This window comes from Ramlibacter sp. (genome assembly GCF_035548915.1).
Taxonomy (GTDB): domain Bacteria; phylum Pseudomonadota; class Gammaproteobacteria; order Burkholderiales; family Burkholderiaceae_C; genus Ramlibacter.
This window is the reverse complement of the sequence record NZ_DASZSE010000054.1, coordinates 126,735-143,510: the sequence shown is the minus strand read 5'-3', so window position 1 is coordinate 143,510 and position 16,776 is coordinate 126,735. Positions and strand designations below refer to the sequence as shown.

The following is a 16,776-nucleotide window of genomic DNA, read 5'->3' as shown; positions in this document are numbered from 1 at the left end:
CCCTTACTTGGTCTCGAAATTGGTCGCCCCGTCCCACGAGGGATCGAAAGGGAGCAATCTCATCGAGGCTACACGTTCGGAGTACAGCTCGTAAAGGTATTTTTTTGCATTCATCCGCTGCAGATTCAGCAGCAGGACATCGCACTGGTCCCACTCCTGGGCGCGGTAGGCCTTCAGGAACGCGGCCCACGTCTTCAGTTCGTCGGCGACGCTCTTGTCCACGCGGTCGGCAGGGGCAACCGGCCAGAAGATGGCCACCGCCTGCTCCTTGCCCTTGACCCGGACCCGATCGAGCTCCTGCCAGGCGAATTCCGGCGCCAGCCTGCGGGTGGTCTCGCTCACCACGATGTCCACCCCGTAGACCTTGGAAAGGCCCTCCAGCCGGGACCCCAGGTTCACGGCGTCGCCGATCACCGTATAGGCCTGCCGGATTTCCGAGCCCATGTTGCCGACGCACATCGTTCCGGTATTCAGCCCGATGCCGACGCCGATCTCGGGAATACCCTTAGCCCGGTGCTCCTCGTTGATCTTGCGCACCGCGTTGGCCATTTCCATCGAGGTCTTCACCGCGAGCTGCGCGTGGTTCGGGATGTCCACCGGAGCGCCCCAGAAGGCCATCACGCAGTCGCCCATGTACTTGTCGATCGTGCCGCGATTGCCGCGGATCACGTCGGTGAGGCGGTTGAAGAGGACGTTCAGCAGTGCCTGCAGCTGCGTCGGCTCCATCTTCTCGGAGAGCTTCGTGAAGCCGCGCATGTCGCAGAACATCACCGTCAGCTCCTTGTTGGTCGCCTCCATGCTGAAGTTCTCGGCGCCTTGCTTCACCATCTCGTCCACGAGTTCCGGCGGCACGTAGGTGCCGAACATGTGGGCCAGCTCGCGCTTGCTGCGGCTTTCGACAAAGTAGCCGTAGCTCATGTTGAGCGCGAACGCCGTGAGGCACATCACGAGCGCCGCCGCGAGCGGCAGCACCAGGCTGTACGAGAGATAGAACCACGTGTTGATCGCGGTCACGGCGGCGATCACCACCACGCTCAGCATGACGGCGCGCGGCGCCGACAGCAGCGGCAGCCCGAACGCGAGCGTGAGGCCCGCGATCACGAGGATCACGAGGTCGTAGCCGAGCGCGTAGTCGGGCTTCACCGGAATCTTGTTGTCCAGGAGGCCCGAGATCAGGTTGGCGTGCGTTTCGACTCCGGCGTAGGCTTCCCCCACGGGCGTCACCCGCAAGTCCAGCAGCCCCGGCGCCGTGGTGCCCACGAGAACGATCTTGCCCTTGAGCGATTCGGGCGGAATGCGCCCGGCGAGCAGGTCGGCCGCCGACATGTACTTGTAAGAGCCGCCGTGAATGCCGCCGCGGCCGCGGTACGGCACGAGCGTGAGCACGCTCTCGGCCACCGGAATGTCGAACGTGCGCTGCCCGAGGCGCAGCCGGATGCTGTCGAGGCCCTGGTACTGCTTGGGCAGATAGCGCTCGGGCGGAAAGCCGGGCTCGACTTTGGGCATGCCCGAGAGCATGCGAAACATCGCGAGCGCGAGAGACTCGTAGAACTGGTCCTTGTACTCCGCGACGAGCGGCACCGAGCGGATCACGCCATCGGCATCGGGAATCGGATTGAAGAAGCCGGCCTGCGGCGCCGCCTTCGCGAGCTGTTCGATGTTCGAGCCGTAGCCCGTGTAGTGGACGAACTTGATGGGCCGCCCGTTCAGCGCTTCGCGCGTCATCACGGGCGCGGGCAGCAGGCCCGCCTCGCGCGCTTCGCGATCCTCGCTCGTGAAGTAGTAGCCAAGCACCACCGGCCGGTCCTTCAGTGACTTCGCAAAGAGCGCGTCGTAGTCGAGCGAGCCCTGCAGCTGGCTCAGGCGATCGGAAAATCCCGGTGTGTCCTTGAGTTCTCCGGTGGCGAGCTGGCGCAGGCGCTTCAGGCCCGACGTGTCGTCCGGCTCCGGGAACACCACGTCGAAGCCCGCGAGCGCCGCTTTCTGCCGGTCGAACAGTTCGTCGACGAGGTCGGCGAGCCGGTTCCGGCTCCACGGCCAGTGCCCGATCTCCGCGAGGCTCTTCTCGTCGATGTCGACGATGACGATGCGCTCGTCGAGCGTCCCCGGCATGGTGGCGCGCAGGCGCGCGTCGTAGATGATGTCGTCGAGGCGCCCGAGCACGCCGATCGGCAGGATGCCGATCGCATGCAGCAGCGCGAAGACGAGGGGAATCAGCGTGACCGCGATGCGCGAGCCGTGCTTGGCGATCAGGTCCATGATGCCTTCCCGCCCCGAATCCGGCGGGTCAAGCCGCCTGGACGAATTGCATCTGCGTGCCGGCCAGCTCCAGCAAGTCGCCGTTCTTCAGCGTCACCGGCTCCGCGCCGATGGCCGCGCCATTGAGCGTGGGCTTGTTGGAGCCCTCGACGTGCGCGACGACGAAGCCGTGCGGGCGCTTGGTGATCGCGGCCACCGCCACGCCGGGCTTGCCGATGGTCGTCACCACCTTCACGAGGGCGACTTCCCGCCCCGCGGCCGCGCCGGAGAGGACCTTGATGCTCGCACTGATGGAAGACAGGTCCTCCGCCACGGCCGTGGCGGCGCCGGCCGTGGCCCCGGCCGCCGGCTGCGCCCCGGCCGCGGGCTTGGCCACCGGAGGCGGGATCACCCCCGGCTTCATGATCATGGTGCGCTCGAACGTGGGACCGGCCGCTTCGCCGACGAACTTGATCTTGTACTTGCCGATCTCGATCGTGTCGTTATTCTGCAACAGCTGCTTCTTCACGGCCTTGCCGTTCACGTACGTGCCGTTGGTGGAATTCAGGTCTTCGAGGTAAACCTCGTTGCCGCTCATCTGAAGCACCGCGTGTTCGCCGCTCACCGCGAGGTTGTCGATCACGATGTCGTTGTAGGGCCGCCTCCCGAGGGTGGTGCGGTCCTTCGTCAGCTGCACTTCCTTGATGACGACACCGTCGATCGAAACGATCATTTTCGGCATGGTCGACTCCTATCGTTCAAATCCGTTCCTCGACACGCTAATACCAAAAGGCTCGTCGCTATTGTCCCAACAAACGCGAGATCAAGCCTCTTTTTTTGGAGCCGCTGTTGGCCTGGGCCAGCAGAACCGAGATGTTGTCCCGTCCTCCATTCGCGTTTGCCGCATCCACGAGCTGGGCCACCTTCTGCTCCAGCCCACCTTCGCTCGCGAGGATCTTCTGAATGCCCGGGTCGTCGAGCATATCGGACAGACCGTCCGAGCACATCATGTAGATGTCGCCGGGCTCCACTCTGTGTTCGTTCACCTCGAGCAGGACCGCGTCTTCCACGCCGAGCGCGCGCGTCACCAGGTTCTTGTTGGTGGAGGTGGCGGCTTGCTCCGGCGTGATCAGGCCCGCATCCATCTGCTCTTGCAGCAGTGAATGGTCCTTCGTGATCTGCGCGAGATCCGTGCCGCGCAGGCGATAGCAGCGCGAGTCGCCAATGTGCCCGAGCATCAGCTTGCCGTCCTGAAACACCCCGATCACGAGCGTCGTGCCCATGCCGCTGTACTGCGGATTGGAGTTGGCGGCGTTGAAGATGGAGCGGTTGGCGTTGTCGACGCAGATTTCCATCGCGCGGCGCACCTCGCGCGGGTTGGCGTTGCGCCCCGCCTGAGCGAGCCACCGCCCGAGCTCCGACTTGATGAACGTGGTGGCCATGCCGCTTGCGATCTCGCCCGCGTTGTAGCCTCCCATGCCGTCGGCGAGGATGCCCAGTCGCACGCCCTCGTCGAACGTGACGGAATCTTCGTTGTTGTCTCGCGCGAGACCAGGGTCGGTGCGAATGCAAAACTCGTAGTTCATACGGGTCGGACGATCAGGCCTGCGGGTCCTTGCCGCCCTGCCCCGACAAATCGGGCCTGACGAACACGTCCGTCTTTGCGAAGTCGGGTGCGGGGTCGGCTCGATGGGACGCATCATAGCCGGGCGCTCGCGCCGCAGGAACAGCGCTCTGGATCACTGTGCGTTCGTAGCCACTATCCGGCGCCTGCGGCTCGGCGCCCGGCGGCGGCCCCATGATCACGGTGCGGTCGGAATCGGCGGCTTCGTGGGCGGGCTCGCTCGACGCCACGGCCGCGAGCGCCGCCTCGCCGCGCGCCTTGGCGTTGGCGGCGGCCGCCGATGCCACCGGGCCCCCGGCCATCTCCGCCATCACAGCGCGCAAGTCCCCGGCGAATGCGTCGCCGTCCTGGTAGCGCGTCTCCGGGCGCTTGGACAGCGCCACGGCCACGACGTTGGCCAGCCGCTCGGAGAGGTCCCGGCGGATGATTCGGATGTCCGGCGCCTCCTCGTTGGCGATCTTGTACATGAGCTCCGCCATCGAGTCGCCGCGGAACGGCAGCACGCCGGTGAGCATCTGGAACAGCATCACCCCGAGCGAGTAGAGGTCCGAGCGGCCGTCCACCTTCTTGCCCGCGATCTGCTCGGGCGACATGAAGCTCGGCGTGCCGAGCACGAGCCCCGTCTTCGTCTTGCTCGAGTCGGTGATGCGGGCGATGCCGAAGTCGGTCACCTTCACCGTATCGGCATCCGCCTCGTACATGATGTTGGCCGGCTTGATGTCGCGGTGCACGACGTTCTGGCGGTGCGCATAGGCAAGCGCCTCGGCCACCCGCGCCACGATCGACAGCACCCTCGGCACGGGCAGCAGCGCCCCGTCCTTGCAGTAGTCCACCAGGTCGCGGCCCTTCAGGAATTCCATCGCGATGTAGGCGAGGTCGTGTTCCTCGCCCGCGTCGAAGATGGTCACGATGTTCTGGTGCTGCAGGCGCCCGGCCGTCTCGGCCTCGCGGAAGAAGCGCTCGCGCGCGTCGTTCAGCTCCTCGCCCTCGAACTCCTGCGAGAGGGCCATCGTCTTGATCGCCACCACGCGGCCGATCTTCGGGTCCTTGCCCAGGTAGACGACGCCCATCGCGCCCTTGCCGAGTTCCTTTTCCACCTGGTAGCGACCGAGCATCGGCTTTTCGACGCCGCCGCCATCCAGCAGCATCGTGCCACCGGGGTGAGCGGTGCCGCCGCCCAACATCACGGTCTCTGACAGGTTCTTCGCGCGATTGAGCTTGGACTCGAGGTCCTTGTATTTCTTGTTGTGGGTGGCCATGTGCTCGTACACGGCCTGCGCCTTGTTGAACTGGCGCTTGCGCTCGAAGTCGAGCGCCAGATTGTTCAGGTTGTCCATCAGCGGGTCGCTGAAGGGCACGCGCCGGAAGCGATCGAACGCCATGTCGAGCTGGCCCTGGCCCTGCAGCGCGAGGCCCATCATGCGATTCGTCTCGGCCGATTCCTCGTCCGACTTCACCTTGCCCGCCTCGGTCACGAGGAAGCGCTTGGTCGTGAGGGCGAGGTGGCCGATCACGAGCAGCGTCGCGGGCACCATGAGTGCGATCCAGAGCGAGCCCGCCGAGAGCAGGAAATACTCCGACGCCAGCAGCAGCACGAAGAGGCCGCCCGTCACGCCCGCGGCCATGCCGGCCGTGAGGCGCGGCAGCGCCACGACCAGGTAGCCCGCGATCAGGAGGAAGACGCCCAGGCTCGCGAACGTCGACCACCCCGGCTGCACGATGAAGTGCTCGGAGAGGATGCTGGAAGTGACGTGGGCCATCATCTCGGCCGACGAAAGCCCCGCGTAGCCCGGTGTCGGAAAGAGGTTGCCCACGCCGTCGGCCGTGGGGCCGATCAGCACGATCTTGTCGGCGTATTTGGTGGCCGGAATCTTGCCGGAGAGGACGTCGTAGAACGAGTCCATCTGGAAGGCGGGCTTGCCGTCGCGGCCCTTGTAGAACTGCGGGAACATGTGCGCCGACTCGTCGGTGCGGATGCGCAGCTTGCCGATCTGGACCGAGTCGCCGGCATTGAGCTTGATGTCCGCGGGCGTGAGGTTCAGGCTCCTCATCGCCGTGAGCAGCGCCATGGAGGGCACCGCGTTGCCGTCGTAGTTCACGAGCAGCGGCTCCTGCCGCACCGAGCCGTCGACGTCGTTCCACTGATTCAGGTGGCCCACGCCGGCGGCGGCATTGCCGATGATGTCGATCGGCTCCTGAGCCCGCATCGCGGGATGGGAAAAGCCGGCCGTCTCCTTGATCGCGCTTTTCAGCGCGAACGCGGGCAGCGGCTTGTCCACGCGGCCCTGGGGCTCGCCCAGCTGGAAGACCGACGGCACGAGAACGTTGCCGGCCTTTTGCATGCTCGCCGCCAGCTTGGCGTCCGTGTCGAGCGCCCGCTCGGCTTCGCCGATCACCTTGTCCAGCTGTTCGGCGACCCCGCCGGCGGAAGCGGCGCCGGGTCCGAGGACTTCCTTCAGCTTGCGGATGAACAGGAGCCCCTTGTCGGTCTGCGGCTCGAAGAAAAAGACGTTGTCGACGATCACCTTGGCCTTCGCGCCGGCCAGCTTGTCGATCATCTCGGCATGCACGTCGCGCGGCCAGGGCCAGCGGCCGATGTTGGCGATGCTCTGGTTGTCTATCGCGATGATCGCGACGCGGTCCGACGGCTGCCGGCCGCTCGACGTGCTCGCGAAATCGTAGAAACGGCGGTCGAGCGTGCCGATCGCATCCGTGGTGGCGTTCAGCAGCAACACCGCCAGCACCACGAGGACGCCGACGAACCAGTCAGCGCGCCAGAACTGGCCGCGCTTGGCAGATGACGATTTGCTCACTTCCCCGCCCCTTAGACGAACTGCTCGAGTGGCCTGTGTTCGCACACAGGTATGCGCTTCCACGACGCCACCGCCGGGGGCGCAAGGACTCCTGCCGGGGACGTTAACAGACGGCAGGAAGAGCCACAAGGGACTTTGTCACGAGCCCACTACAGTTTGTTGCAAAACTGCGAGTGCCTCGATCCGTCAAGCCGATTCGGCCTCGACGCGCCTCTGGAGAACCTTGCCCAGCAAGACCACGAACGCGGCGCCCGCGCCAGCGGCGGCATAGTGCAGCCACGGATTCGCGTGGGCGAAATCCTGCAGCACGACATCGCTGGCGATCGTCTCGCCGCCGACCCACCCGATCAGGGCGGCGCCGAGCGACACGATGATCGGAAAGCGTTCCATGAGCGTCACGAGCAGCGTCGCTCCGAAGATCACGAGCGGGATGCTGATGGCCAGCCCGAGGATGAGAAGCACGTAGCTGCCCTGGGCGGCGGCCGCGACGGCGATCACGTTGTCGAGCGACATCACGAGGTCCGCGATGAGGATCGTGCGCACCGCGGCCATGAGCGAGCCGCGGCGCCTCACCTCGCCGCCCGCGTCATCCTCTTCCTCCGACAGGAGCTGCACGCCGATCCACAGGAGCAGCAGGCCGCCCACGATCTGCAGATAGGACAGCCCGAGCAGATACGCCGCGACCACGGTGAGGATCACGCGCAGCACGACCGCGGCCCCCGAGCCCCAGAACACGGCGAGCTTTTGCTGGTTTGCCGGCAGCGTGCGCGCGGCCATCGCGATCACGACGGCGTTGTCGCCCGACAGGATGATGTTGATCCAGACGATCTTCACCAGCCCGATCCAGAAGTCGGCACTCTGCAGGAATTCCATGACTTCTCGTCTCCAGGGGCCGCACAACGAAAACGCCCGGGCTTGGGGCGTGCGGGCGTTTTTCCTCTTGCGTGCGAGTTTAGCGGGCGCATCGCCCCGCGCGGCTTCGTAGTTCTGCTTACGGCCGCGGCGAAGTCACAGGAGGGACTTGAGCAGCTTGCCCATCTCCGAGGGATTGCGCGTCACCTTGAAGCCGCACTCTTCCATGATCGCGAGCTTGGCATCGGCCGTGTCGGCCCCGCCGGAGATCAGCGCGCCGGCATGGCCCATGCGCTTGCCGGGAGGCGCGGTCACGCCCGCGATGAAGCCGACCACGGGCTTTGTCATGTGGTCCTTGCACCAGCGGGCTGCGTCGGCCTCGTCGGGTCCGCCGATCTCGCCGATCATGATCACGGCATCGGTGTCGGGGTCGTCGTTGAAGGCCTTCATCACGTCGATGTGCTTCAGGCCGTTGATCGGATCGCCGCCGATCCCGACGGCACTCGACTGGCCGAGGCCGATCTCGGTGAGCTGGGCCACGGCCTCGTACGTGAGCGTGCCGGAACGCGACACGACACCGATGCGCCCCTTGCGGTGGATGTGCCCGGGCATGATGCCGATCTTGATTTCCTCGGGCGTGATGAGCCCGGGGCAGTTGGGGCCGAGCAGCAGCGTCTTCTTGCCGCCCGCGGCTTCCTTCGCCTTCATCCGGTTGCGCACGAGCAGCATGTCCTTCACCGGAATGCCCTCGGTGATGCAGATGACGAGATCGAGGTCGGCGTCCACCGCTTCCCAGATCGCATCGGCCGCGCCGCTCGGGGGCACGTAGATGACCGAGACGGTGGCGCCGGTTTCCTTCCTGGCATCCTTCACCGAGGCGAAGATCGGGATGTCGAAGATCTTCTCGCCCGCCTTCTTCGGGTTCACGCCCGCGACGAAGCAGTTCTTTCCGTTGGCGTATTCCTGGCACTTCTCGGTGTGGAACTGGCCGGTCTTGCCCGTGATGCCCTGGGTGATCACCCGGGTGTCCTTGTTGATGTAGATCGACATGAGCGTATCCTGGGTCGGTATCACTTCGCCACGGCGGCGACGACTTTCTGGGCGGCTTGCGCCATGGTGTCCGCGCTGATGATCGGCAGGCCCGATTCGGCGAGCATCTTCTTGCCCAGTTCCTCGTTGGTGCCCTTCATGCGCACGACGAGCGGGACGTTCAGGTTCACGGCCTTGCAGGCGGTGATCACGCCGGTGGCGATGGTGTCGCAGCGCATAATGCCGCCGAAGATGTTGACGAGAATCGCCTTCACCTTCGGGTTCTTCAGCATGATCTTGAACGCCTCGGTGACCTTCTCCGGCGTGGCGCCGCCGCCCACGTCGAGGAAGTTGGCGGGCTCGGCGCCGAAGAGCTTGATCGTGTCCATCGTGGCCATGGCCAGGCCCGCGCCGTTCACGAGGCAGCCGATGTCGCCATCGAGGCTGATGTAGGCGAGGTCGAACTTCGAGGCTTCGACCTCGGCCGGGTCTTCCTCGTCGAGGTCGCGCAGCGCGACGATTTCGGGGTGGCGAAAAAGCGCGTTGGCGTCGAAGTTGAACTTCGCATCCAGCGCGATGATGTTGCCCTTGCTGTCGCGATTGAGCGGGTTGATCTCCACGAGCGACGCGTCGGTGTCCATGTAGCACTTGTAGAGCTTGCCGAACACCTCGCCCGCCTGCTTCGCCGACGCGCCCTCGAGACCGATACCCTGCGCGATCTCCACAGCCTGCGCGTCCGTGAGGCCCACGAGCGGATCGACGAACACCTTCCTGATCTTGTCGGGCGTGTTGTGCGCGACCTCCTCGATGTCCATGCCGCCTTCGCTGGAGGCGATGAAAGCGACCTTCTGTGTCGCGCGGTCGGTCACGACGGACACGTAGTATTCCTTCTGGATGTCCGCGCCGTCCTCGATGTAGAGGCGCCGCACCTTCTGGCCCTCGGGGCCGGTCTGATGCGTCTTCAGTTGCATACCGAGCATCTGGCCGGCGAGTTCCTTCACCTGCTCGACGCTCTTGGCCACCTTCACGCCGCCGCCTTTGCCACGGCCGCCGGCGTGGATCTGCGCCTTCACGACCCAGACCGGGCCGGGGAGTTTCTGGGCCGCTTCCACGGCCTCCTGCACGGTGAAGGCGGGGATGCCGCGCGGGACGGGCACGCCGAACTGACGCAAGATGTCCTTGCCTTGGTACTCGTGAATCTTCATGAGGTCGCTCTCGAGGGGAATGGAATCCGGGGTGCTGGCGCTTCGCTGTCCGTCCGGTGGGGTGCCGGGCGCGTGCCTGCAGGTCGCAGCGATGAACTGTATCATCGTGCGTCGCACCCATCACAAGCATCTGGTTGGGTCTTCCATAAGCACTTCATACGGATTCAGCCCGCATGGCCAAGGTGTTCATCGACGGTGAGGCCGGTACCACCGGCCTGCAGATCCGCGAGCGCCTCGCGAAAATGGCGAGTGTCGAACTCGTGAGCATCGCGCCGGAGCGCCGCAAGGACGCGCAAGCCAAGCGGGAACTGATGGCGGACGTGGACCTCGTCATCTTCTGCCTGCATGACGACGCCGCGCGCGAGTCGGCGGCCATGGTGGAGGACATCCGGCGGGAGCAAGGTCGCGCACCGCGCGTGATCGATGCGTCGACCGCGCATCGCACGGCCGAGGGCTGGGTGTTCGGATTCCCCGAGCTGGAGCCGGGCCAGGCCGAGGCGATCGCGAAGGCGCCGCGCGTGAGCAATCCGGGCTGCTATTCGACCGGTGCGATCGCCTTGATCCGCCCGCTGGTCGATGCCGGGGCGATTGCCCGCGACTATCCGCTCGCTCTGCCCTGCGTGAGCGGTTATTCGGGCGGCGGCCGTTCGATGATCGAGGCTTACGAATCGGGCACGGCACCGCCCTTCGAGCTATATGCGCTCGGTCTGAAGCACAAGCACGTGCCGGAGATCATGAAATACACCGGCCTCACGCGGCGGCCGATCTTCGTGCCGTCGGTGGGCAACTTCCGCCAGGGGATGCTGGTGCAGCTGCCGCTGCATCTGGACACGCTTGCGGGCTCGCCCACGCCGATGGATCTGCACGACATCCTGGCGGCGCACTATCGCAACAGCGAATGGGTGACGGTGCAGCCGCCCACGGCGGACGGCAAGCTCGATGCGGTTGCGCTGAACGACACCAACAGGATGGAGCTGCGTGTGTTCAGCAACATGGACTATCGCCATGCGGTGCTGGTCGCGCGGCTGGACAACCTTGGCAAGGGCGCGAGCGGGGCGGCGGTGCAGAACCTGCGGTTGATGCTGGGGCTATGGGGCTGAAAGCCGCTGGATCCCCGCGTTCGCGGGGATGACGTTTCGGTCGGTCGAATTCGGCTGGGCGCTGCACTCGTCGCGGCGCAAGCCTCGTCATCCCCGCAGCGGCCTTGTCTCCTCTGCACACCGGCCTCGCCATCCCCGCAGCGGCCTGTCATCCCCGCAGCGGCCTCGTCGTCCCCGCACTGCCCGCGTCATCCCCGCGAACGCGGGGATCCAGTGTCTTGTCCGAGGATTTCCGGCCACAGATCGAGCCAGTACGGATTGCGCTCCTCGATGAGTTGAAGCTTCCAGGCGCGCTGCCACTTCTTCAATCGCTTCTCCCGCACGATCGCATGCTCCATGTCGCCGTGGCGCTCGTACCAGACCAGCCGCTGAACACCGTAGCGCTTCGTGAATCCGTCCATCTCGCGATTGCGGTGCTGCCAGGCACGCTTCACCAGATTGCTCGAGACGCCGATGTAGAGCGTGCCATTGCGGCTGCTTGCGAGGATGTAGACAGCTGGGTGCATGAAAGACTCTGGATTCCCGCCTTCGCGGGAATGACGGGGTGTGCGTCTTCGCGGCAATGACGGGGTGTGCGCCCTCGCAGCGATGACGGGGTGTGCGCCCTCGCAGCAATGACGGGGTGTGCGCCCTCGCAGTAATGACGGGGTGTGCGCCCTCACGGGAATGGCGGGGTGTGCGCCCTCGCGGGAATGACGGCGTGAGCGCCTTCGCGGGAATGACGCGGATTCCACCTATCGCGGAAATAAACGGGGGTCCATGCATTCGCAGACCGACCGCGTCACGCCTCGGTCCATCGCCGCAAATCAGTCCTCGGACGCCCGCAGCACCCGTGCGATCGTCTCACCTGAAAATCCCCGCGCCGCGAGGAACCGCGCCTGCCTGCCGCGCTCCACGGCGTCCCGCGGCGGCTCGCCGAATTTCCTGCGCCACACCTCCCGCGCACGTTCGACCTCGCTCGTGCGAAGCAGGGCGAGCGCCTGCGCCGCGCGCGCCGGGTCCACGCGCTTGGCCAGCAGCTCCTCTTTCACGCGCGCCGCACCGAACCGCGCGGCCTTGCGATGCACGATCGAATCCACAACGCGCTGCTCGTCGAGGAAGCCGCGCGCCTGAAGTTCGTCCAGCGCCCGCGCGAGCTGGCCGGGCTCTTCCTCATGCCCGGCCAGCTTGCGTTCGAGCTCCGCGCGCGAATGCTCGCGGCGTGACAGCAATGCGAGCGCGCGGCCCTTCAGCGAAGGCTTCTTCGCCAAGGGCATCGCGGCTTACTCCTCCTGGCTCGCGTTCGCGTCGGCGGGCAGCAGCGCGATGCCGAGGCTGTCGCGAACCTTGTTCTCGATCTCCCGGGCAAGCTCGGGGTTCTCGCGCAGGAACTCGCGCGCGTTGTCGCGGCCCTGGCCGATCTTCTCGCCGTTGTAGGCGTACCAGGCGCCCGACTTCTCCAGCACCTGGTGCTGTACGCCCATGTCCACGATCTCGCCTTCGCGGCTGATGCCCTCGCCGAAGAGGATGTCGAATTCGGCCTGCTTGAACGGCGGCGCGACCTTGTTCTTCACCACCTTCACCTTGGTCTCGTTGCCGATCGCCTCCTCGCCCTTCTTGATGGTGCCGGTGCGGCGGATGTCCAGCCGCACCGAGGCGTAGAACTTGAGCGCGTTGCCGCCGGTCGTGGTCTCGGGCGAGCCGAACATCACGCCGATCTTCATGCGAATCTGGTTGATGAAGATGACCATGCAGTTGGTCTTCTTGATCGTGGCCGTGAGCTTGCGCAGCGCCTGCGACATGAGCCGCGCCTGCAAGCCGGGCAGGGAGTCGCCCATTTCGCCTTCGATTTCCGCCTTGGGCACGAGCGCCGCGACCGAGTCGACCACGATCAGGTCGACCGCGCCGGAGCGCACCAGCGAATCGACGATCTCGAGCGCCTGCTCCCCGGTGTCGGGCTGCGAGATGAGCAGGTCGGAGACGTGCACGCCGAGCTTCTGCGCGTACTGGACGTCCAGCGCGTGCTCCGCATCGACGAACGCGCAGGTGCCGTTTTGCTGCTGCATCTCGGCGATCACCTGCAGCGTGAGCGTGGTCTTGCCGGACGATTCCGGCCCGTAGATCTCGATCACGCGGCCGCGCGGCAGGCCGCCCACGCCGAGCGCGATGTCGAGACCGAGCGAACCGGTCGAGATGACCTGGATGTCCTCGATCTTCTCGCCCTCGCCCAGGCGCATGATCGTGCCCTTGCCGAACTGCTTCTCGATCTGGGCGAGCGCGGCCTGCAGGGCCTTCGCCTTCTCGTTGTCCGCCGGGCTGATCTTCGTGCCTTTCACTTGCGCATCCATCGGAAGTTTCTCCTTGAGTTTCGTCGGGTTTTTCATTCGGCCTCATCCAGTGGCTTCACGCGCAGGACTGGATGCATCGCCAGTAATGTAACGAGCAGGATGGCGAGAAGTAAACATGATATTTGGTCAGTTTGCCTTATCATCTGGCGATGGCCCGCCCGACCCATCCCGAAGAGCGCTGGCGTGCCACTCATCTCGGCCGCCTGCTCGGCCATGCGGCGCGGCGTTTCGACGAGCGGGTGCTTCACCTGATGGCGCACGACGTCGAAGTGCCGCTCGCTCTCGCGAACCTCGCCGCGCGCGCGCAGGTGAGCGCGGCGCACATCCACATCACGCGGCACGTGGCCCTCGAAGGCTCGCGCCTCACCGAGCTTGCCGAACGCGCCGGGATGACCAAGCAGGCGATGGGCGACCTTGTGGACCAGTGCGAAGCGTGGGGACTCGTCACGCGCGAGCCCGATCCGCGGGATGGGCGGGCGCGCGTCGTCAGGTTCACGCCGACGGGCCTCGCCTGGCTGCAGGCGTTTCAGCGTGCGGTGCAGCAGGCCGAAAGCGAGTTCCGGCGCGAAGTCGGCAGCGACGTCGCGACGGTGGTTGCGATCGGCCTGGAAGCCTACGCCGGGGCGTACGCGGCCCGTTGACCTGATCTCGCGCAACCGCGGCGCGCGGCCCCCTTGCCTAAAATGGCCGCACAAGAGGAGACATCGTCATGCGGATTCTGATCGCCGAAGACGACCAGGTGCTGGCCGACGGCCTGCTGCGCAGCCTGCGCGCTTCCGGCGCGGCGGTGGACCAGGTCTCGAGCGGCACGGAAGCCGATGCCGCCCTCATGACGAACAACGAGTTCGATCTCCTGATCCTCGACCTCGGCCTGCCGAAGATGCACGGGCTGGAGGTGCTGCGCAAGCTGCGCGGCCGCGGCTCGACGCTGCCGGTGCTGATCCTCACCGCCGCCGATGCCGTGGAAGAACGCGTGCGGGGCCTGGACCTCGGCGCGGACGACTACATGGCCAAGCCCTTCGCGCTCTCGGAGCTGGAAGCGCGCGTGCGCGCCCTCACGCGCCGCGGCATGGGCTCCACGAGCCATCTCATCAAGCACGGGCCGCTCGTCTACGACCAGGCCGGACGCGTCGCCACGATCGACGGCAAGATGGTGGAGCTCTCCGCGCGCGAGCTCGGTCTGCTCGAAGTGCTGCTTCAGCGCACCGGCCGGCTCGTGAGCAAGGACCAGCTCGTGGAGCGCCTCTGCGAATGGGGCGAGGAGGTGAGCAACAACGCCATCGAGGTCTACATCCACCGCCTGCGCAAGAAGATCGAGAAGGGGCCGATCCGAATTGCGACGGTGCGCGGGCTTGGGTACTGTCTCGAAAAGATTTCGTGACGCCCCGTCGGGATGCCGGGGCCCCGGCAGTCCCACTTACCCGGGAATGACGCGAATGACGGGAATGACGGCATAGGCCCATGAAGATCTTCCAGCGTGAGCAGCGCTCCCTCTTCGGCGAGATTCTCGACTGGATGCTCACGCCGCTGCTGCTGCTGTGGCCGATCAGCCTCGCGCTCACCTGGCTCGTCGCCCAGAGCATCGCCGCCAAACCGTTCGACCGCGCGCTCGAATACAACGCCCAGGCGCTCGCCCAGCTCGTCACGGTGCAAAGCCAGAAGGTGAACTTCAACCTGCCGCAGCCCGCGCGCGAAATCCTGCGCGCCGACGACTCCGACATGATCTACTACCAGGTGCTCGGCCCGCATGGCGAGTATCTCGGCGGAGAACGCGATTTCCCGCACCCGCGCGAGGACGAATCGGCCGGCACCGGCGAAGTGCGCCTGCGCGACGAGGAGATGCGCGGCCTCGACCTGCGCGTGGCCTACACCTGGGTCAAGGTCGACATCGCCGGGGCGCCCCCCGCGCTCGTGCAGGTCGCCGAAACGCGCGAGAAGCGCTCGGTGCTCGCCACCGAGATCATCAAGGGCGTGATGCTGCCGCAGCTCGTGATCCTGCCGATCGCCGTGCTGCTCGTGTGGATGGCGCTCGTGCGCGGCATCAAGCCGCTCTCGGAGCTCGAAGAGCGCATCCGCCAGCGCAAGCCCGACGACCTGAGCCCGCTCGACGACCGGGCGGTGCCGCTCGAAGTCGCGCCGCTCGTGTCCTCGATCAACGATCTCCTCACCCGGCTGAAGAACTCGATCGCCACGCAGAAGCGCTTCCTCGCCGACGCCGCCCACCAGCTGAAGACACCGCTTGCGGGCTTGCGCATGCAGGCCGACCTCGCCCAGCGCGAGCAGTTCAACGCCGAAGAGCTGAAGCAGTCGCTGAAGCAGATCGGCCGCTCGAGCATGCGCGCCACGCACACGGTGAACCAGCTCCTCGCGCTTGCCCGCGCCGAGGCGAGCGGCAAGACCATCGTGCGCCAGCCGTGCGACCTCGTCGCGATCACCACCGAGGCCATGCGCGACTCGCTGCCACGAGCCATGGACAAGCACATCGACCTCGGCTACGACGGCCCGGAGGCGGGCGCGCCGGGCGTGAAGCTGCAGGGCAATCCGACCCTCATCAAGGAGCTCGTGCGCAACCTCCTGGACAACGCCGTCAACTACACGCCCTCGAGCACCGAGCATCCCGGCGTGGTCACGGTGCGCGTGCTGCCCGATCCGTTCGGCCGCGTGGTCGTGCTGCAGGTGGAAGACTCGGGCCCGGGCATCCCCGAAGCGGAACGCGAGCTCGTGTTCCAGCCGTTCTACCGCGCGCTCGGCACCAACGTCGACGGCTCGGGTCTCGGCCTGCCCATCGTGCAGGAGATCGCGCGCCAGCACCACGCCGAAATCACGATCGAGGATGCACGGCCCGGCCAGGTGCCGCCCGGCGCGAAGGTCGGGGTGCGCTTCCGCCTGGGCGCCGAGGCCGAGGCGGAAACGGCGGGGACGAAAAATCAGCTCGCCTGGTAGAGATTGAGCTGAAGCCGTTCGCGCTCGATCGCGCGAGCCACCGGCGGCAGCGCCGCCACCTTCTGCACGTGGGCCCAGAGCGTGGCAAACCCGGTGGGGTCGATGCCCGCGAAGCCGCCCCAGCGCAGCAGCGTGAGCGCGTAGGCGTCCATCGGGCCGAAGCGTTCGCCCCCGAGAAACGCCTGCGAAGCGCCCACGGTGCGCGCGGCCATCGCTTCGATCTCGCCCAGCATGCCGCGATAGAGCCGCGCATTGAACGCCTTCACCTCGGCCTGCGCTTCGGGCGTGCCCGCGAATTTGTGCGGCATGAAGACGTGGGTGAAGGTCGGGTGGACGGTGTTGTTCATCCACGCGAGCGTTTCGAGGACACGCGTGCGCGCCACGGGTTGCGAAGGCAGAAAGCCCATCCGCGGGAATTTCGCGTCGAGCCACAACACGATCGCGAGGATCTGCGTGATCGTCTCGCTGCCGTCCACGAGAACCGGCACCTGCGCGCGCGGGTTGATGGCGCGGTATTCGGCACTCTCGTTTTCCTTCTTGTGGATCTTCACCCACACCGGCTCGAAGGGCGCCTCGGCCGCTTCCAGCATCGTGTGCGGCACGAACGAACAGGCACCGGGCGCGTAGTAGAGTTTCATCGACATG

The 16,776-nt window shown here is 66.2% G+C and carries 15 protein-coding genes; 4 read left to right on the top strand and 11 right to left on the bottom strand.

Annotated elements, in window-relative coordinates; genetic code table 11:
* Window positions 1-3: 3 nt before the first annotated feature.
* The 7 genes from VHA82_RS24770 to sucC all read right to left on the bottom strand — a co-directional run bounded on the left by VHA82_RS24770 (window position 4) and on the right by sucC (window position 9,761).
* Window positions 4-2,259: an adenylate/guanylate cyclase domain-containing protein gene (locus VHA82_RS24770; RefSeq protein ID WP_325548320.1), complete on the bottom strand. Its 2,256-nt coding sequence runs from the start codon at window positions 2,257-2,259 to the stop codon at window positions 4-6.
* A gap of 28 nt (window positions 2,260-2,287) precedes the next feature.
* Complete coding sequence (locus tag VHA82_RS24765; protein ID WP_325548317.1) at window positions 2,288-2,980, bottom strand: FHA domain-containing protein; 693 nt, start codon at window positions 2,978-2,980, stop codon at window positions 2,288-2,290.
* A gap of 58 nt (window positions 2,981-3,038) precedes the next feature.
* Window positions 3,039-3,824 (bottom strand): Stp1/IreP family PP2C-type Ser/Thr phosphatase, encoded by a 786-nt coding sequence (locus VHA82_RS24760; RefSeq protein ID WP_325548315.1) that lies wholly within the window; start codon window positions 3,822-3,824, stop codon window positions 3,039-3,041.
* A gap of 13 nt (window positions 3,825-3,837) precedes the next feature.
* A complete protein-coding gene (locus VHA82_RS24755) occupies window positions 3,838-6,675 on the bottom strand; it encodes a serine/threonine-protein kinase (RefSeq protein ID WP_325548313.1) in 2,838 nt (945 codons plus the stop codon).
* Window positions 6,676-6,861: 186 nt separating this feature from the next.
* The gene (locus tag VHA82_RS24750) at window positions 6,862-7,548 is read right to left on the bottom strand and encodes a TerC family protein (RefSeq protein WP_325548311.1); all 687 of its coding nucleotides are present in this window, start codon (window positions 7,546-7,548) and stop codon (window positions 6,862-6,864) included.
* 135 nt (window positions 7,549-7,683) lie between these two features.
* On the bottom strand, window positions 7,684-8,577 hold the full coding sequence (gene sucD / locus VHA82_RS24745) for a succinate--CoA ligase subunit alpha (protein WP_325548308.1): 894 nt from the start codon (window positions 8,575-8,577) through the stop codon (window positions 7,684-7,686).
* 20 nt (window positions 8,578-8,597) lie between these two features.
* The gene (gene sucC / locus VHA82_RS24740; protein ID WP_325548306.1) at window positions 8,598-9,761 is read right to left on the bottom strand and encodes an ADP-forming succinate--CoA ligase subunit beta; all 1,164 of its coding nucleotides are present in this window, start codon (window positions 9,759-9,761) and stop codon (window positions 8,598-8,600) included.
* Between the two features lie 173 nt (window positions 9,762-9,934).
* Here sucC and argC point away from each other — a divergent pair, with 173 nt between their 5' ends.
* Window positions 9,935-10,861 (top strand): N-acetyl-gamma-glutamyl-phosphate reductase, encoded by a 927-nt coding sequence (gene argC / locus VHA82_RS24735; RefSeq protein ID WP_325548303.1) that lies wholly within the window; start codon window positions 9,935-9,937, stop codon window positions 10,859-10,861.
* A 188-nt stretch (window positions 10,862-11,049) separates the two neighbouring features.
* On the opposite strand, the gene VHA82_RS24730 is transcribed toward argC, so the two are convergent.
* The 3 genes from VHA82_RS24730 to recA all read right to left on the bottom strand — a co-directional run bounded on the left by VHA82_RS24730 (window position 11,050) and on the right by recA (window position 13,188).
* Window positions 11,050-11,367 carry a GIY-YIG nuclease family protein gene (locus VHA82_RS24730; RefSeq protein ID WP_325548301.1) on the bottom strand — a complete coding sequence of 106 codons (318 nt, stop codon included), beginning with the start codon at window positions 11,365-11,367 and terminating at the stop codon, window positions 11,050-11,052.
* Window positions 11,368-11,667: 300 nt separating this feature from the next.
* Entirely contained in the window at window positions 11,668-12,117 is a 450-nt protein-coding gene (recX, locus tag VHA82_RS24725) for a recombination regulator RecX (RefSeq protein ID WP_325548297.1), read from the bottom strand.
* Between the two features lie 6 nt (window positions 12,118-12,123).
* Window positions 12,124-13,188 (bottom strand): recombinase RecA, encoded by a 1,065-nt coding sequence (gene recA, locus VHA82_RS24720; protein ID WP_325548528.1) that lies wholly within the window; start codon window positions 13,186-13,188, stop codon window positions 12,124-12,126.
* Between the two features lie 149 nt (window positions 13,189-13,337).
* Between recA and VHA82_RS24715 the strand changes: the two genes are divergently transcribed.
* From VHA82_RS24715 to VHA82_RS24705, 3 genes are all read left to right on the top strand, one after another.
* Complete coding sequence (locus VHA82_RS24715) at window positions 13,338-13,829, top strand: MarR family winged helix-turn-helix transcriptional regulator (protein WP_325548295.1); 492 nt, start codon at window positions 13,338-13,340, stop codon at window positions 13,827-13,829.
* Window positions 13,830-13,897: 68 nt separating this feature from the next.
* On the top strand, window positions 13,898-14,569 hold the full coding sequence (locus VHA82_RS24710) for a response regulator transcription factor (protein ID WP_325548293.1): 672 nt from the start codon (window positions 13,898-13,900) through the stop codon (window positions 14,567-14,569).
* A gap of 80 nt (window positions 14,570-14,649) precedes the next feature.
* Window positions 14,650-16,131: a sensor histidine kinase gene (locus tag VHA82_RS24705; protein ID WP_325548291.1), complete on the top strand. Its 1,482-nt coding sequence runs from the start codon at window positions 14,650-14,652 to the stop codon at window positions 16,129-16,131.
* On the opposite strand, the gene VHA82_RS24700 is transcribed toward VHA82_RS24705, so the two are convergent.
* Window positions 16,116-16,775 carry a glutathione S-transferase family protein gene (locus tag VHA82_RS24700; protein WP_325548288.1) on the bottom strand — a complete coding sequence of 220 codons (660 nt, stop codon included), beginning with the start codon at window positions 16,773-16,775 and terminating at the stop codon, window positions 16,116-16,118. The genes VHA82_RS24705 and VHA82_RS24700 overlap by 16 nt on opposite strands.
* Window position 16,776 lies beyond the last annotated feature (1 nt).

Coding starts and splice junctions, on each gene's coding strand:
- VHA82_RS24770 (WP_325548320.1), bottom strand. CDS start 2,259: ATGGACCTGATCGCCAAGCACGGCTCGCGCATCGCGGTCACGCTGATT.
- VHA82_RS24765 (WP_325548317.1), bottom strand. CDS start 2,980: ATGCCGAAAATGATCGTTTCGATCGACGGTGTCGTCATCAAGGAAGTG.
- VHA82_RS24760 (WP_325548315.1), bottom strand. CDS start 3,824: ATGAACTACGAGTTTTGCATTCGCACCGACCCTGGTCTCGCGCGAGAC.
- VHA82_RS24750 (WP_325548311.1), bottom strand. CDS start 7,548: ATGGAATTCCTGCAGAGTGCCGACTTCTGGATCGGGCTGGTGAAGATC.
- sucD (WP_325548308.1), bottom strand. CDS start 8,577: ATGTCGATCTACATCAACAAGGACACCCGGGTGATCACCCAGGGCATC.
- sucC (WP_325548306.1), bottom strand. CDS start 9,761: ATGAAGATTCACGAGTACCAAGGCAAGGACATCTTGCGTCAGTTCGGC.
- argC (WP_325548303.1), top strand. CDS start 9,935: ATGGCCAAGGTGTTCATCGACGGTGAGGCCGGTACCACCGGCCTGCAG.
- VHA82_RS24730 (WP_325548301.1), bottom strand. CDS start 11,367: ATGCACCCAGCTGTCTACATCCTCGCAAGCAGCCGCAATGGCACGCTC.
- recX (WP_325548297.1), bottom strand. CDS start 12,117: ATGCCCTTGGCGAAGAAGCCTTCGCTGAAGGGCCGCGCGCTCGCATTG.
- recA (WP_325548528.1), bottom strand. CDS start 13,188: ATGGATGCGCAAGTGAAAGGCACGAAGATCAGCCCGGCGGACAACGAG.
- VHA82_RS24715 (WP_325548295.1), top strand. CDS start 13,338: ATGGCCCGCCCGACCCATCCCGAAGAGCGCTGGCGTGCCACTCATCTC.
- VHA82_RS24710 (WP_325548293.1), top strand. CDS start 13,898: ATGCGGATTCTGATCGCCGAAGACGACCAGGTGCTGGCCGACGGCCTG.
- VHA82_RS24705 (WP_325548291.1), top strand. CDS start 14,650: ATGAAGATCTTCCAGCGTGAGCAGCGCTCCCTCTTCGGCGAGATTCTC.
- VHA82_RS24700 (WP_325548288.1), bottom strand. CDS start 16,775: ATGTCGATGAAACTCTACTACGCGCCCGGTGCCTGTTCGTTCGTGCCG.